This is a genomic window from Streptomyces sp. NPDC002602 (assembly GCF_042889445.1).
In the GTDB taxonomy this organism is placed as follows: domain Bacteria; phylum Actinomycetota; class Actinomycetes; order Streptomycetales; family Streptomycetaceae; genus Streptomyces.
Genome location: NZ_JBIAQX010000002.1, coordinates 743,053 through 757,206, shown reverse-complemented (window position 1 = coordinate 757,206; position 14,154 = coordinate 743,053). Strand labels below are relative to the sequence as shown.

Annotated in this window: 13 protein-coding genes; 6 read left to right on the top strand and 7 right to left on the bottom strand. The window is 74.9% G+C overall.

The genetic code is table 11. The features are described 5' to 3' along the window. Positions 1-136: 136 nt before the first annotated feature. Genes ACFYW3_RS08730 through ACFYW3_RS08715 form a run of 4 tightly spaced genes read right to left on the bottom strand, consistent with a single transcriptional unit; the run spans position 137 to position 4,974 of the window. The gene (locus ACFYW3_RS08730; protein ID WP_351755625.1) at positions 137-1,465 is read right to left on the bottom strand and encodes an AAA domain-containing protein; all 1,329 of its coding nucleotides are present in this window, start codon (positions 1,463-1,465) and stop codon (positions 137-139) included. Next, complete coding sequence (locus tag ACFYW3_RS08725) at positions 1,462-3,039, bottom strand: hypothetical protein (protein ID WP_389385906.1); 1,578 nt, start codon at positions 3,037-3,039, stop codon at positions 1,462-1,464. The genes ACFYW3_RS08730 and ACFYW3_RS08725 overlap by 4 nt, the downstream gene beginning before the upstream one ends. Continuing rightward, the gene (locus ACFYW3_RS08720; RefSeq protein ID WP_351755620.1) at positions 3,027-4,199 is read right to left on the bottom strand and encodes a hypothetical protein; all 1,173 of its coding nucleotides are present in this window, start codon (positions 4,197-4,199) and stop codon (positions 3,027-3,029) included. The genes ACFYW3_RS08725 and ACFYW3_RS08720 overlap by 13 nt, the downstream gene beginning before the upstream one ends. Further along, positions 4,126-4,974, bottom strand: coding sequence for a phosphatase PAP2 family protein (locus ACFYW3_RS08715; protein ID WP_389385905.1), 849 nt, complete (start codon positions 4,972-4,974; stop codon positions 4,126-4,128). Before ACFYW3_RS08715 ends, ACFYW3_RS08720 begins: the two co-directional genes overlap by 74 nt. Before the next feature lie 128 nt (positions 4,975-5,102). Between ACFYW3_RS08715 and ACFYW3_RS08710 the strand changes: the two genes are divergently transcribed. Next, on the top strand, positions 5,103-5,699 hold the full coding sequence (locus ACFYW3_RS08710) for a histidine phosphatase family protein (RefSeq protein ID WP_351755614.1): 597 nt from the start codon (positions 5,103-5,105) through the stop codon (positions 5,697-5,699). Between the two features lie 127 nt (positions 5,700-5,826). On the opposite strand, the gene ACFYW3_RS08705 is transcribed toward ACFYW3_RS08710, so the two are convergent. After that, positions 5,827-7,149: a tetratricopeptide repeat protein gene (locus ACFYW3_RS08705; RefSeq protein WP_351755611.1), complete on the bottom strand. Its 1,323-nt coding sequence runs from the start codon at positions 7,147-7,149 to the stop codon at positions 5,827-5,829. A 243-nt stretch (positions 7,150-7,392) separates the two neighbouring features. Here ACFYW3_RS08705 and ACFYW3_RS08700 point away from each other — a divergent pair, with 243 nt between their 5' ends. Continuing rightward, a complete protein-coding gene (locus ACFYW3_RS08700; protein WP_351755609.1) occupies positions 7,393-7,842 on the top strand; it encodes a hypothetical protein in 450 nt (149 codons plus the stop codon). 25 nt (positions 7,843-7,867) lie between these two features. Then, complete coding sequence (locus ACFYW3_RS08695; RefSeq protein WP_389385904.1) at positions 7,868-8,737, top strand: spermidine synthase; 870 nt, start codon at positions 7,868-7,870, stop codon at positions 8,735-8,737. On the opposite strand, the gene ACFYW3_RS08690 is transcribed toward ACFYW3_RS08695, so the two are convergent. Continuing rightward, complete coding sequence (locus tag ACFYW3_RS08690; RefSeq protein ID WP_389385903.1) at positions 8,734-10,233, bottom strand: class I adenylate-forming enzyme family protein; 1,500 nt, start codon at positions 10,231-10,233, stop codon at positions 8,734-8,736. The two genes, ACFYW3_RS08695 and ACFYW3_RS08690, sit on opposite strands and share 4 nt — an antisense overlap. Positions 10,234-10,249: 16 nt before the next feature. Next, positions 10,250-10,798 (bottom strand): hypothetical protein, encoded by a 549-nt coding sequence (locus tag ACFYW3_RS08685; protein ID WP_389385902.1) that lies wholly within the window; start codon positions 10,796-10,798, stop codon positions 10,250-10,252. A 78-nt stretch (positions 10,799-10,876) separates the two neighbouring features. On the opposite strand from ACFYW3_RS08685, the gene ACFYW3_RS08680 reads away from it, so the two are divergent. The 3 genes from ACFYW3_RS08680 to ACFYW3_RS08670 all read left to right on the top strand — a co-directional run bounded on the left by ACFYW3_RS08680 (position 10,877) and on the right by ACFYW3_RS08670 (position 13,917). Continuing rightward, positions 10,877-11,566, top strand: a complete 690-nt coding sequence (locus ACFYW3_RS08680; RefSeq protein WP_063839417.1) for a response regulator transcription factor — start codon at positions 10,877-10,879, stop codon at positions 11,564-11,566. After that, positions 11,563-12,924: a HAMP domain-containing sensor histidine kinase gene (locus ACFYW3_RS08675; RefSeq protein ID WP_351755599.1), complete on the top strand. Its 1,362-nt coding sequence runs from the start codon at positions 11,563-11,565 to the stop codon at positions 12,922-12,924. The genes ACFYW3_RS08680 and ACFYW3_RS08675 overlap by 4 nt, the downstream gene beginning before the upstream one ends. A gap of 315 nt (positions 12,925-13,239) precedes the next feature. Continuing rightward, positions 13,240-13,917 carry an NAD(P)-binding domain-containing protein gene (locus ACFYW3_RS08670; RefSeq protein ID WP_351755596.1) on the top strand — a complete coding sequence of 226 codons (678 nt, stop codon included), beginning with the start codon at positions 13,240-13,242 and terminating at the stop codon, positions 13,915-13,917. Positions 13,918-14,154: the final 237 nt, after the last annotated feature.

The following is a 14,154-nucleotide window of genomic DNA, read 5'->3' as shown; positions in this document are numbered from 1 at the left end:
CGTTCCTTCGGCTGTCGGTGCGGTGCGTCGGGGGCAGTCTGGTGGGTGACGCGGCCCCCGGCAAAGCCGCGGACGGGTGAGGCGCCAACCGGGTGGGCACGGCCCCACCGACGACGCGGGCGCCCGAGCACCCGCCTCAGGGCCGCCAGGACACCCGGTGCTCCGCCAGGTGCGCCAACACCGAGTGGTTGGCCTCCCAGCCGTCCGGGAACTTCACCGTCACCCCCAGTTGCACCGGCTCCGAGGACGGATGGTCGTCCAGCAGTTCCGCTATGCCCGCGCGGGCCACCACCACACAGGCGTGCCGGTGTCGGGACGCCAGCACGCACAGCCGCCCCGTCTCCAGGTGGAACGCGGTGGCGTCCGGCCGTCCCGACAACGGGTGCAGCACCACCGTCAGGTCGTACTCCCGCCCCTGGAGCCGGTTCGCGGTGTCCACCGTCACCCCCGGGACGCCCAGCGCCGTCAGCGCCGCCCGCACGGCGGCGGCCTGGTCCCGGTGGGCGGTGCCCACCGCGATCCGGTCGGCGGTCAACGGCGCGGGGCCCGCCGCCTGTTCGTCCTCCGTCACCGCACCCCGGTCCAGCGCCCGGCGCACCACCAGTGCCACCGCCCGGACCGCCTCCGGGTCGGTCCGCGGGGTGTGCCGCGCGGGCAGCTCCAGCAGGCCCCAGCCCGACTCCGCGGCCTCGTCCAACACCCGGTCCGGCCCCGACCCGTCCGAGGCGACCCCGTACGACAGCCGCCGCTCGCCGGGGCCGGTGCCGCTGCGGAACCGGCTGTACGGGTAGAACGCCCGCGACACCAGCGGCGCGGCCGACGCGGGCAGCCGCCAGGACACCGGCAGCCGGTGCTGCGGCAGGTGCGGGTTGTGGGCCAGCAGGGTGGACACCGCCGAGGCCGAGGGGTCGTAGGACAGCCCGGCCCACTGCTCCGCGCCGACCACGCTGAACGGGTCGAGCTGCCCGGGGTCGCCCACGAACAGTGCCCGCTCGAACAACCCCGCCACGGCCAACAGCGCGTCGGAACGCATCTGGTACGCCTCGTCCACGATGGCGTGCTCCCACGGCTCCGTGTCCTTCACGTACGCCCACTTCGCCGCCGTCGAGATGGTGATCGGCAACTCGGCGAGGTCGGCCGGCTTCGCCGACAGGGTCACCGAGGGCAGCTCGCGCAGCGCCGGGTCGTAGGCGTCGCCGTCGCTGCTGTGCAGCCGGCCGACCTTCAGCCCCGGATCCTTGCCGTGCAACCGCAACACCAGGTCGTCGACCTGCGCGTTCGTCTGCGCGACCACCATCAGCCGGCGCCCGGCGGCGGCCAGCTCCCGGGCGGCCCGGACCACGAGCGTGGACTTGCCGGCGCCCGGCGGGGAGTCGACGACGACGCCCCGCTCCGCGCCGTGCAGGGTGTCGTGCAGGATGGCGGCGGTCGCCCGGTCGGCGGCCGCTCCCGGATCGAAACTCACAACAGGTCCTCGGCGGTCACGGGATCGGGCGCGGGCAGGTGCGGTCGGTCGGCGCCCAGGTGCGCAGGCGGACCTCCGTGCGTCCACGGGGTGTTCTCCGGATCGGGCAGCTTGGGGCCGCCGCGCGCGTCGTGCTCGAACAGCGTCCAGCAGAGCCGGTCGCCCTTCTCCGGCACCGAGCCGGGAACGGGCTCCTTGCCGCCGCCCATCTTGTCGAGCAGCCGCAGCACGATCCGCCCCGCCTCCTCGAACCGCACGAACTCGGCCGCCTGCGGGCGTCCGTCGAGCGAACGGAACACCTTCCCGCCTCCGCCGTCCGCCAACTGGGGCCGGTCCTCGGTGTCCACCGTCACCAGCGGGCGCGGGCGCGGCCGCTTGGCCTGCGTCCACTCCATGACCACCTCGGTGACCTCGCCGGCGAAGGCCTCCCCGGACAGCCGCCGGCCCGCCATCACCAGGGGGTCGTCCAGCGCCTCCTGGGCGTCGAGGCGCACCTGCTCGGTCTCGCGCGTGGCCAGCTTCTGGGCGGCCGTCACCGCGTCGTCGCGGCGCGGCTGCGGGGGCTCGCCCGCCCGCACCCGGTCGCGGTGCCCGGTGTACGACCAGCGGTCGCGGGTCCAGCGTTCCTCGGTCCGCTCCCCGGCGGGCAGCGCGCGCACCAGCTCCAGCGCCCGCCACACCGCCGCCCACGTGGGCCTCATCTGGTCCGCGACGAGCTCCCGAACGGCCTGCTCGGCCCGCTCCACGGCGGCCGGATCGCCCGAGGCGCGCGCCGCGTCGAAGCGGGCCATCGCCGGGGCCAGCAGCCGGTTGTCGAAGGCGGGGTCGGTGGCCGGTCCGGCGGGCGGAACGAGGAGCACGCCCCGCGGGTCCCGGGCGACCTCGGCGCGCAGGGCCGCCTCCGCGCCGGATTCCCCCTCCGGAGGTGCCGTCCAGGCGAGCAGGGCGCCCAGGTGCTGGTCCTCCAGATTGCTCTGGCCCGTCGCCCAGTGCCGACCGAGCAGCTCCGTCGCCGACAGCAGCATCGAGGAACCGGGCACCCGCGCCCGCTCCCCGAGGTGCGTGAACCAGCGCCCCAGCAGCGGCACCCGGGCCGGCGCCGGATACGGGTTCTCCGGGTCCTCCTCGGCCGTCCGCCGGAACCGCATCGACCGGCCGAGGAGGCGTACGTACTCCACGCCCGCACGGCTGGGCACGATCAGTTGGGGGGCGTCCAGGCACAGCTCGGCGGCGACCTTGTTCTTGGCGCCCGTCTCGGGATCGGTCTCGTTGCGCTCGACGAGCTCGACGTCGTCCGCGTACCCGTCCACGTACGGCAGGACCAGGTCGGCCAGCTCCGCGAGGAAGGTCCAGCGCAGGTCGCGGTCGCGCGGCTGCGGGACGACGAGCAGCGTCGGCTCCGCCGGATCGGTGCCGACCAGGGCGCCCAGCGGCGCCCCGGCCTCGCCGGCGGTGGTCAGTGGCACGACGACCAGCGGGCGCTCGCCCAGATGCCGGTGCCGCACGGTCGCCAGTGCCTGGGCGCGGCCCGCCCGGACCGCCTCCAGGCGCGCGAGGGTGTTCAGCAGGGGCATGCGGTCGCCTCCGGGGACGTCCGGGCGGGGGCGAGGGCGAGGGCCTCGGCGCGCAGCCGGGCGGCCTGGTGCAGCGCGGCCGCGATCGGGTCCTCGGCGGAGCCCGCCCCGGAGGCCGCCGCGAGGGCCGCCTCCACGGTGGTCAGACCGCCCAGCTCGCCCCGCAGGGACCTGCCCAGAGCGGTCACCTCGTCGGAGTCGCGGGCCCGCTCCCGGCAGTGGAAGGCCAGCTCGCAGGCGGCCAGACACTCGGGGGCGTACGCGGCGGTGACGGCGGACACCGCCTCGGTCAGCTCCTCGGCCGGCCGGGCGGGATCGAAGCAGGTCCCCTCCGGCAGGGCGGCTGCCAGGTCCTCGACCCGGGTCAGTCGCTCCAACTGGCGTAGGGTCACCGCGCGTTCGCGCCGCACGTCGACGAGCGCCGCGGTGGGCAGGTTGGAGAAGTCCTTGGGGCAGACCAGTACGACCTGGTGACCCACGGTGGAGCCGGGCAGCTTCTCCGCGGTCTTCTCCAGGGCCAGCACGTACACGGCGGCCTGCCGCGCGGCGGCGCCCACCTTCGCCGCGTCGGCGCCCCCGTCGATCATCGGGAACGACTTGATCTCCACGACGGTCCACCGACCGTCGGGGTGCACGACGACGGCGTCCGGCTCCAGGTAGGCGGGCGTGCCCGCCACCTCCAAGGCCAGCATCGGGTGGTCGAGCAGCGTCCAGGTCCCGGCGGCCGTGGCCTCGCGCAGGGCCAGCGCCGTGCGGGCGGCGCGTCCCTCGGGGCCGGCGGCGGTGAGATCGGGCACCGGGGCGGCCGCGCCGGGAGGCTCCGCCCCGGCGCCGAGCCGTTCGTGGACCAGGCGCAGGAGTTCGGCCCCGCCGTCGCCCTTGACCTTGGCCTCGAAGGAGTTGCCCCGCACCATGGCGAACTGGGACTGCCCGAAGGGGGCGGGGGAGCCGAGGGCCTGCGCGAGAGCCGTCTTGTCCACCCCGGCCCCGTCGAGCAGGGCCCGTCTGCCGCAGCCCGGATTGGCGGCGAGCGCGGCCAGCGCCCGGGCGTCGAGCGGGCGGGGCGGCACGGCGGGGCCGCGCAGGTCAGCGAGCCGCTGCCGCAGTGTCGTCGTCTGCGGTGTTCTCTGCGGAGGGCCGCCGGTCGGGTAGGAGCTCACGGGCGGAAGTGTCCCATCCGCCACTGACAATCGTGGTCTTACGCCGGAAACCGGCTGTTCCCGAGCGGAACCGGCGGGTCAGGAGCAGGCCCAGGCCCATCACGGCGGCCCCGGCGACGGCGTCGAGGAAGTAGTGGTTGGCCGTGCCCATGACCACGAGCGCGGTGGCGGCCGGGTAGGCGATGCCCAGGGCCCGCGCGAGGGGGTGCCGGGCGTGGGTCCACAGCAGTACCCCGCACCACAGGGCCCAGCCGACGTGCAGGCTCGGCATCGCCGCGTACTGGTTGGTGAAGGACCCGAGCCCGCGCGGGGCGCTGGCCTCCCCGCCCCACCAGCCGTACGCGCTGTACTGGGCCATCGTGTCCGTGAACCCGTGCGCCGCGTCGAGCAGCCGGGGCGGGCAGGTGGGCATCAGGGCGAAGCCGACCAGGCCCAGCAGGGTGGACGTCACCAGCCAGGTGCGGGCGGACCGGTAGTGCGCGGGCCGCCGGCGGTGGAGCCAGACCAGGACGGCCGGGGTGACGAGGTAGTGGAGCGAGGCGTAGCCGAAATCGGCGGGCACGCCCCACCAGGGGGATCCGGAGAACAGCCGGTTCAGCGGGCGCTCGAAGTCGATCCGCAGCACCTCCTCGACGCGCAGGACGCTGAGACCGTGCCCGACGGCGAGGTCGGCGTCGCCCCGGGCCAGGAGCCGGCCGGCGGAGTACGCGCCGTAGACGAGTCCGAGGAGGAGCAGTTCCGTCCACCATCGAGGGGGCCGCTGCCTGTCAGTCATGGGGTGTAGGACGCTTGTGCGACCGGGGGAGTTGCCCGGTGTCCATGTGTTGGATGATGGACGGACGACGGAACCGCCTCGAAAGCGTGCTGATCCGTACACCTCCACATGTACCGGGAGAAATTCACATGGCCCCCCGCATCCTGCTGGCCCGCCACGGCCAGACGGCGTGGTCGCTGCTCGGCAAGCACACCGGGCGCACCGACGTGCCCCTGCTGGAGGAGGGCCGGCGGGGCGCGAAGCTGCTCGGAGAGCGGCTGGCGCGCGAACCGTGGGCGGGCCTGCCCGGCCTGGAGGTGCGCACCAGCCCCCTGGTCCGCGCGAGCGAGAGCTGCGACCTGGCCGGTTTCGGGGCCCGCGCCGAGCCCTGGGACACCCTGATGGAGTGGGACTACGGCGACTACGAGGGCATGACCCCGGCCGAGATCCAGGCGATCCGTCCCGGCTGGCTGATCTGGCGCGACGGGGTCCCCGGCGGAGAGTCCGTCGCGGACGTCGCCGCCCGCGCCGACGAGGTCGTCGCCTGGGCCCGCTCGGCCGAACGCGACGTCCTCGTCTTCGCCCACGGCCACGTCCTGCGCACCCTCGCCGCCCGCTGGCTCGGCTTCGAGGCCTCCTTCGGCGCCCGGATCCGGCTGGAGCCCACCTCCCTGTCGGTGCTGGGCTGGGCGTACGGGGAGCCCGCGCTGGAACGCTGGAACGACACCGGCCACCTGGACGGCTGACCGTCGCGACGAGGCGACGGCCCGGACAGGCCCGGCCCGGACGGACCGGACAGGCCCGGCCCGGACAGGCCCGGATTGGCCCGGATCGGATCGCCCCGGATCGGACCGATCGGGGGTCCCGTGGGCGTCAGGCCGTCGCGTGGCGGGCCAGGAAGGCGCCGACCCGCGGTGAACGCTGCTGCGGCACCAGCGTCTTGGCCGTACCCGCCAGTATCGACCTGACCCGGGTCGACTGGACCTCGGTGAGCAGGTCCAGCACCCGGGTGCCCGCCCAGGCGGCCTCGTCGGGCGCCCCCGCGTGCGCCAGGTTGTCGGCGAGCTCGGCGGTGTAGAGGGCCACGTTCCGGGCGAAGTGCGGGTCCTGGAGGTCCGCCGCCCGGCGGGCGTGCCGGGCCGCGCGCGCGTGCTCCCCGAGCGCCGCCCAACACCGGGACTCCAGGGACTCCAACTCGGCCTCCCCGAAGAACGACATCCACTCGGGGTCCGCGCCCGCCGCGCCCCGCGAGAACTCCGTGTGCGCCCGGGTCAGCGCCTCCTCGCAGGCCCTGCGGTCGTCCAGCCCCGCCCACCCGCCCGCCTCCCGCAGGGCCAGCAGCGACAGCAGCCGGGGGGAGCCCAGCGCGCGGGCCGCGCGCCGGCCCGCCTGGGCCGCCCGTACCGACTCGCGCGGCCGCCCGCAGTCCCGGGCCAGGAACGCCATGTTGCTGAAGGCGTGCGCCTCCAGGGCGGAATCGCCGCACACCCGGGCCGTCGCCAGGGCCTCCGCGTAGTGCGAGCGGGCGTCCTCGAAGCGGCCCGAGTCGTGCGCCAGCCACCCCACCGACACCGCCAACTCGCCGGCCCCCGAGTGCAGTCGGTCCTCGGTGGACTGCCGGGTGGCGCCGGCGTCGAGCAACGCGTAGGCCGTGCGCAGGGGTTCGGCCGCCCGCCGGTACAGGGCGTCGGCCCCGTGCCGGTCGTCCAGCAGGCGGATCTGACGCACGGCCTCCTCGACGGCGGCGGCCTCGGACTCGCCGGCCCGCGAGGGGAGCCGACGGGAATCGCCGAGCAGGGTGAGGCCGAGCGTCGCGGCCGCCACGGTCGCGGAGCCGCCCGCCATGAACGCGCGACGCAGCACGTCGCTCTCCTTGGAACGGTGGATGAGGTGGGGGAAGGAAGGGGGCGTGGGGGCGCCGCGCTGCGCGGAACGCCCGCGCACCGCCTCGCGCGGGGAGAAGCCGAGGTCGGCCAGGGTGCGACCGGGGAACATGTGCAGGAAGACGCGCTCGTAGGCGTAGTTGGGACAGCGGATCTCGCCGGACTCCACCCGCCCGATGTAGCGGGCGTCGCAGGAAACCGTTTCGCCGATCTCCCGCGCGGCCCGGCGGACCGAGGCCGCGAACTCGGCCGGGGAACGCGCTCCGCGCAAGCGCCGGAAGGAGGAGTTGGGTGAGTGGGGGGACGCCGCCATGGACGTGGCCTCTCTGGACTTCGGGCTTTCCTCAGACTGTGCCCGGCGCGCATGAAGGTACCGCCGGCGAAGGACCGTTCATGCGGTGTTTGGCTACAAAACGGATATCTCACCCGCGATCCGCCATGAACTGCCATCCTTTGCGGCATCGTTGCGCCGCACCCGTTGACGTCCCACCGCGTTGAACCCATGCGGAGTGGCTCGTACGCGGATCGAGGAGGGGTTCCCTTGGTGGAGGGCGGCATGGAGAGCATCGGAACGAACACCGCGCCCGAGCCCCGGGCGGTCGGGACGCTGGACACCCTCGACGCGCCGGCCCCGACCGAGGCGCCGGACCTGGTGACCGTGCCCACCCGGCAGGGACTGGAGGCGGTCGACATCATCCGTCGGGCCACCCACCACACCGCCCCCGGCGTCGGCCCGGTCCTGCACGACGGCTCCGGCGACACCCTCGGCTTCCTCGTCCCGCCCGGCACCGCCGACGCCTGGGACCTGCCCGGCAGCGCCTGCACACAGACCAACGGACGCGGTCTGCGCATCGGCGACGCCGGGGCCTTCGCCTCGCCCGCCGTGGACGGCGGCGGCTGGCTGCTGCCCCCGGAGGCCGTCGGACCCGTCACCGACCCCGACGTGCTGCGCGCGGCGCTCGGCGAGGCCGCCCGGCTGATCGAGGCGGCGGACAACTGCCGCTGATGCCCTGACCGGCGATAATGGGCGCATGGCAGGGAAGAGCAAGGGCAGTGGGCGCAGGGGCGCCGTGGAGCCGGTCGTCGGACAGGTGGACGGCGGCCGCGCGGAGTTGGCCCCCGATCGTGAGCGCGCGGGCGCCTGGACCCTGCTGATCGACGGGGCGCCGCAGTCGCACGTCGATCTCGCCGACCCGGGGTACCTGGACTTCGCGTACCAGCGCCGCATCGGCCACCTGATCGACCTCGTCGCGCCCGCCCGGCAGCCCCTGAACGTGGTGCACCTGGGCGGCGGCGCCTTCACCCTGGCCCGTTACACCGCGGCGAGCCGCCCCCGCTCCACGCAGCAGGTGGTGGAGATCGACGCCGGCCTGGTGGCCTTCGTACGGGAACACCTTCCGCTGGACCCGCAGGCGCGGGTCCGGGTGCGGGCGGTGGACGCGCGGGCGGGCCTGGCCAAGGTGCCGGACGGCTGGGCCGACCTGGTCATCGCGGACGTGTTCGGCGGCGCCCGCACCCCGGCCCACCTGACGAGCGCCGAGTTCCTCGACGACGTACGCCGGGCCCTGGCACCCGGCGGCTGGTACGTCGCCAACCTCGCCGACGGCCCGCCGCTGGCGCACCTGAAGGGCCAGATCGCCACCGCCGCCACCCGGTTCGCGGAACTGGCCCTGGCAGCCGACCCCGTGGTGTGGCGGGGGAAACGCTTCGGCAACGCCGTCCTCGTGGCCGCCGACCGGGAGCTGCCGGTCGCGGAGTTCACCCGGCGCGTGGCGAGCGATCCCCACCCCGGACGGGTGGAACACGGTCGGGCCCTGGCCGACTTCGCGGGCGGCGCGGCCCCGGTGACCGACGCCTCGGCGGTGGCCTCGCCGGAACCCCCGCCGGCGGTGTTCCGCTAGGCCGCGTCCCGCCGGGCCAGCTCGCGCAGGCGGCGCTTGTCCGGTTTGCCGCGGTCCGTCAGGGGGAGGGCCGGCAGCCAGAACACCGCCGTCGGGCGGTGGTCCCGCGCCAGCTCCCGCTCCACCCGCGCGCAGGCCGCGTCGGCCGCCTCCCCGGACGGCTCCGAACCGGCGGCCGGCACCAGGAAGGCGCACACCTCCTCGCCGGTGACCTCGTGGAACCGTCCCACCACCGCGGCCTCGGCCACCGCGGGATGCCGGGTCAGCGCCGCCTCCACCGGCCCGCAGTAGATGTTCTCCCCGTCCACCATCACCACGTCCTTGACCCGGTCGTCGAGGTACAGGTACCCGTCCGCGTCGAAGTGACCGAGGTCCCCGGTGCGCAGCCACCCGTCGCGCAGCACCTCCGCCGTCATGGCCGGCCGCTTCCAGTAGCCGGCCATCACCGTCGCGGACCGCACCCACACCTCGCCGGTGTCGCCCTCCGCGCACGCGCTCCCGTCCGCCGCACGGACCCGCGCCGTCACCCCGGGCACGGGCCGGCCCACCGAGCCGAGGAGTTCCGGGCGGTCGCCGGCCGCCGCCTCGTGGTCGGCCGCGGTGAGCCGGCAGATCACCCCCGACTCGTTCATCCCGTACCCCTGCCGCCACTCCTTGCCGGCCCCCCAGCCGGTCAGTGCCCGACGCAGCCGCTCCGGGTGGACGGGCGCGTCCCCGTACGAGACCTGCTCCAGGCCGGGCACCCCGGCGGCGGTCACCGGGTCGTCCAGCAGCCGGTAGACCATCGAGGTCGTCAGGTACGTGGACACGGGCCCCAGCCGGCGGCAGGCCTCGGCGAACCCCCTCGTGTCGAACGGGCCGAGGACCTCGCTGCGGCCACCCGCCCGCAACTGTTCCAGGCACCGGCCCCCGGACCGCTGGGCCAGGGAGGTCACCGACAGGTAGACCCGTTCGGCGCTCCGGCCGCGATCCGCCTTGCGGGCCGCCATCGCCCCGAACGTGGACGCCACCCCCTTGGGGCGGCCCGTCGTACCGCCCGTGTACGTCACCCGGGCCACGTCCTGTTCGCGGGCCCCCACCGGTACCGGCGTCGCGTCCAGGGCGCGGGCCGACTCCAGCAGCGCGCCCACCGCCACGCGGGCGACCCCGGTGTCCGGGACCGGGGTGTCGTGGACCACCAGCGCCGGTTCGCAGTCCCGCAGCAGGAACTCCAGGCCGTGGGTGGCCGGTCCGACGACGACCTGGGTCAACCGGGCACCCAGCAGGTGCGCCGCCAACCGTACGAGCAACTGCTCGGGCGGGTTGCCGGCCGTCACGCAGGCCAGCCCCGAACCACGGCCGACGCCGAGCCCGGACAGGGCGCCGGCCAGCCGGTACGCGTCGGACAGCACCTCGTCGAAGGTCAGCAGCCAGGACGGGCCGGCGCCGAGCGCGGGCTTGCCCGCGTGCCGCTCGCACGCCTCGATCAGGTCCGTGACGTACCGCGCGCCACCCATGTCCTACGTCCCTTCCTCACGGGTCCACGATCTGCACGCGCGGGGCCGTGTCGTGCCAGGTGCAGAACACCGATACCTCGCGGCTCTCCTTGGTGAAGGTGACCCGGATCCAGAAGTCCTGCTTCCACACCTGCATGCGCCAACCGGCCGCCGGGGTGGCCGACACCAACTCGGCCGAGGACTTGCCGATGTCGAAGGCCACCCGACCGCCGGACACCGAGTACCCCTTCACGTCGTCCCCGCCGGACCCGTCGTCCGGCTGCCGGTAAGGGCGCGGGCTCGGCGGCGCGGCCGGCGGCTTCGGCTTCCCGGCGGACGGCGTGGCGGACGGTGACGGGGCCGAGGACGAGGGGGAGGGCGACGGGGAAGCGGGCGGCGGAGCGGGGGAGGACGGCGGATCCGTGTGGTGCGTCGAAGAGGACAACGGCACCGCGGTCAGCGGGACCGCGAGCGGAGGATCGTAGGCGGTGCCGGACATGACGGTGTGCACGCCCCACCACGACAGCGTCACCGCCGCCGCCGTGGACAGCGTCCACGCCATGGCATGTACAAGTCCTCTCAGCATCACGGCACATACTGCACCACCCGCCACAGAGACGGCCCGGCGCCTCCCGGCGTCCCCCGAATGGACTACGGTGCCGCCATGGCAAGTGTGCTCGTGGTCGAGGACGACCAGTTCGTACGTTCCGCCCTCATCCGGCACCTGACCGAGGCCTCCCACACCGTGCGGAGCGTCGGCACGGCCCTGGAGGCGCTGCGCGAGGTCGCGCACCACCGCTTCGACGTGGTCATCCTCGACCTCGGGCTGCCCGACCTGGACGGGGCCGAGGCCCTGAAGATGCTGCGCGGCATCACCGACGTCCCCGTCATCATCGCGACGGCCCGCGACGACGAGGCCGAGATCGTCCGGCTCCTCAACGACGGCGCCGACGACTACCTCACCAAGCCGTTCTCCGTCGAGCACCTCTCCGCCCGGATGGCCGCCGTCCTGCGCCGCTCCCGCGCCGCCGCCGGCGTGGAACCGCCCTCACGGGTCCTGCGGGTCGGCGGACTGGCCATCGACCCGCTGCGCCGGCAGGCCGAACTCGACGGGGCGGTCCTCGACCTCACCCGACGGGAGTTCGACCTGCTGGCCTTCCTCGCCGGCCGGCCCGGCGTGGTCGTGTCCCGACGGGAACTGCTCGCCGAGGTGTGGCAGCAGTCGTACGGGGACGACCAGACCATCGACGTGCACCTGTCCTGGCTGCGCCGCAAGCTCGGCGAGACCGCCGCCAGCCCCCGCTACCTGCACACCCTGCGGGGTGTGGGCGTCAAACTGGAGCCGCCGGCGTGAGATGGGCGCTGGTCAAGGTGTGCCTCGCGGTCACGGCCATGGTGGTCGTGGCCTTCGCCGTACCCCTCGGGCTCGTGGTCCAGGAAATGGCCAGCGACCGGGCCTTCTCCAACGCCGAACGACAGGCCGCCACCATGGGGCCCACCCTCTCCATCACCACCGACCCCGTCCAACTGCGCAAGGCCGTGGAGTCCACGCAGATGGGCGCCGCCGGGCGGATGGCCGTCCACGTGCCCGCGATCGGCGACAGCGCCCCCGTGGACATCGGGGACGGCTGGGCCGGGGAGCACGCCGTCACCCAGACCCGCAAGATGGGCCGCGCGACCACCGCCAAGGTCTCCGGGGGTGGCTCGGCGCTCCTGCAGCCCACCGCGCTCGGATCCGGGGACATCGCCGTGATCGAGATCCACGTGCCGGAGAGCGAGGTCAGCAACGGGGTCGCGACGGCCTGGATGGTCCTCGCGGGCGTCGGACTCGCCCTGATCGTGGGCTCGGTGGCGGTCGCGGACCGACTCGGCGCCCGCCTCGTGCGACCCGCCGAACGGCTCGCCGACGCCGCCCACCAGTTGGGCGAGGGGCGGCTCGGGGCACGCGTACCGGAGGACGGCCCCAAGGAACTCCGCTCGGCGGCCGTCGCGTTCAACTCCATGGCCGACCAGGTGGTGGAACTCCTCGCCAACGAACGGGAACTCGCCGCCGACCTCTCGCACCGGCTCCGGACCCCGCTCACCGTGCTGCGCCTCAACGCGGCCTCCCTCGGCGACGGCCCGGCCGCCGACCACACCCGGGCGGCGGTGGAGCAACTGGAACGCGAGGTGGACACGATCATCCGTACCGCCCGCGAACAGCGCTCCCCCCACACCTCGGTGGGCGCGGGCTGCGACGCGTCCGAGGTGATCCGCGACCGGATGGACTTCTGGTCGGCGCTCGCGGAGGACGAGGGACGCGAGGTCCGACTGGCGGGCGTGGACCGCACCGTGCGGATCCCCGTGGCCAGGGCCGAACTCGTGGCCGCCCTGGACGCCATGCTGGGCAACGTCTTCCGGCACACCCCCGAGAACACGCCCTTCGCGGTGGACGTCCACGACGCCGGGGACGCCGTCATCGTGCTCGTCTCGGACGCGGGACCGGGCATCGACGACCCGGACGCGGCGCTGCGCCGCGGCAACGACGGCGGCCGCGACGGTTCGACCGGCCTGGGCCTGGACATCGTGCGCCGGGTCGCGGAATCCACGGGCGGCGACGTACGGCTGGGGCGCTCGGTGCTCGGCGGGACCGAGGTACGGGTGTGGATCGCACTGGACGGCCGGGCGCGGGGCGAGGCGCGCCGCAGCCGGCGCAAACGACGGGGCGACTGACGGGGCGACTGACGGGCGACTGACACGGCGACTGATGGGGCGACTGACACGGCGACTGATGGGGCGCCTGACGGGGCGCCTGACGGACGATCGGGTGCGGACGTCGGGAGTCGGGTGCCGGGTGCGGGGGTCGGGTGCCGGTGCCGGGGGTGTGTTGGGCCGGTCGGGGGCGGTCGGGACCGTGTGCGGGCGGTGCGGGGCGCGCCTGGCGGCCCGTGCGCCGGCGGGTCGGTACGGTCCCACGGCACGGTTCGCGGCGCCGGCCGCCACGGACCTCTTCCCCGCACGACATCGGCACCCGGATCGGACGTGAGCATGCGCTACGCAGTGCTGGGCACGGGCACGGTCGGCCGCACGATCGCCGGCCGCCTGCTCGACCTGGGCCACGAAGTGGTCATCGGAACCCGTGTCCCCGAGGCCACCCGCCAACGCGCCGAGTTCGCCGACGGTCGCCTCCCGGTGGCGACCTTCGCGCAGGCCGCGAGCGAAGGCGAGACGCTGATCAACGCCACGAACGGGCTGGCGAGCGTCGCCGCGCTGCGGGAAGCGGGCGCGGCGGACCTGGACGGCCGGATCCTGATCGACGTCGCGAACCCGCTGGACTTCGCGGAGGGATTCCCGCCCCGACTGGACGTGGTCAACGACGACAGCCTGGGGGAGATGCTCCAGCGGACGTTCCCCGGACTCCGGGTGGTGAAGACGCTCAACACGATGAACTGCCGGATCATGGTGGACCCGGCGCGGGTCCCCGGGGACCACCAGGTGTTCCTGTCCGGGGAGGATCCGGAGGCGAAGCGGGTCGTGCGGGAACTGCTCCACTCCTTCGGCTGGCCGGATGCCCGCATCCTCGACCTCGGCGGCATCGAGACCGCCCGCGGCACGGAGATGCTGCTGCCGCTGTGGCTGCGCCTGATGGGCACGTTGGGGCACGCGGACTTCAACTTCCGGGTGGAGGCGGCCGAGGTGGGCGCGGGCGAGGTGGGCGCGGGCTAGGTGGGGGCGGGCGGATCGGCCTGAGGCGGGTGCGCCCGGGGCGGCCCCGACTTCGTTCGGGGCCCCGACCCGGGAGCCCGCACACCCCTGCCGGCGGGGCGTTTGCCCGCCGTCGGCGAGGGCCTGACCCGGCCAGAGGGCGGAGGCGACGGCGCCGGCCGCCCCGATCCCGTCGCACGTGTTGATGAGCATGAGCATGAGCGTGCCGACGGGGCGGAGCGCGGCGGGCGACCGGTC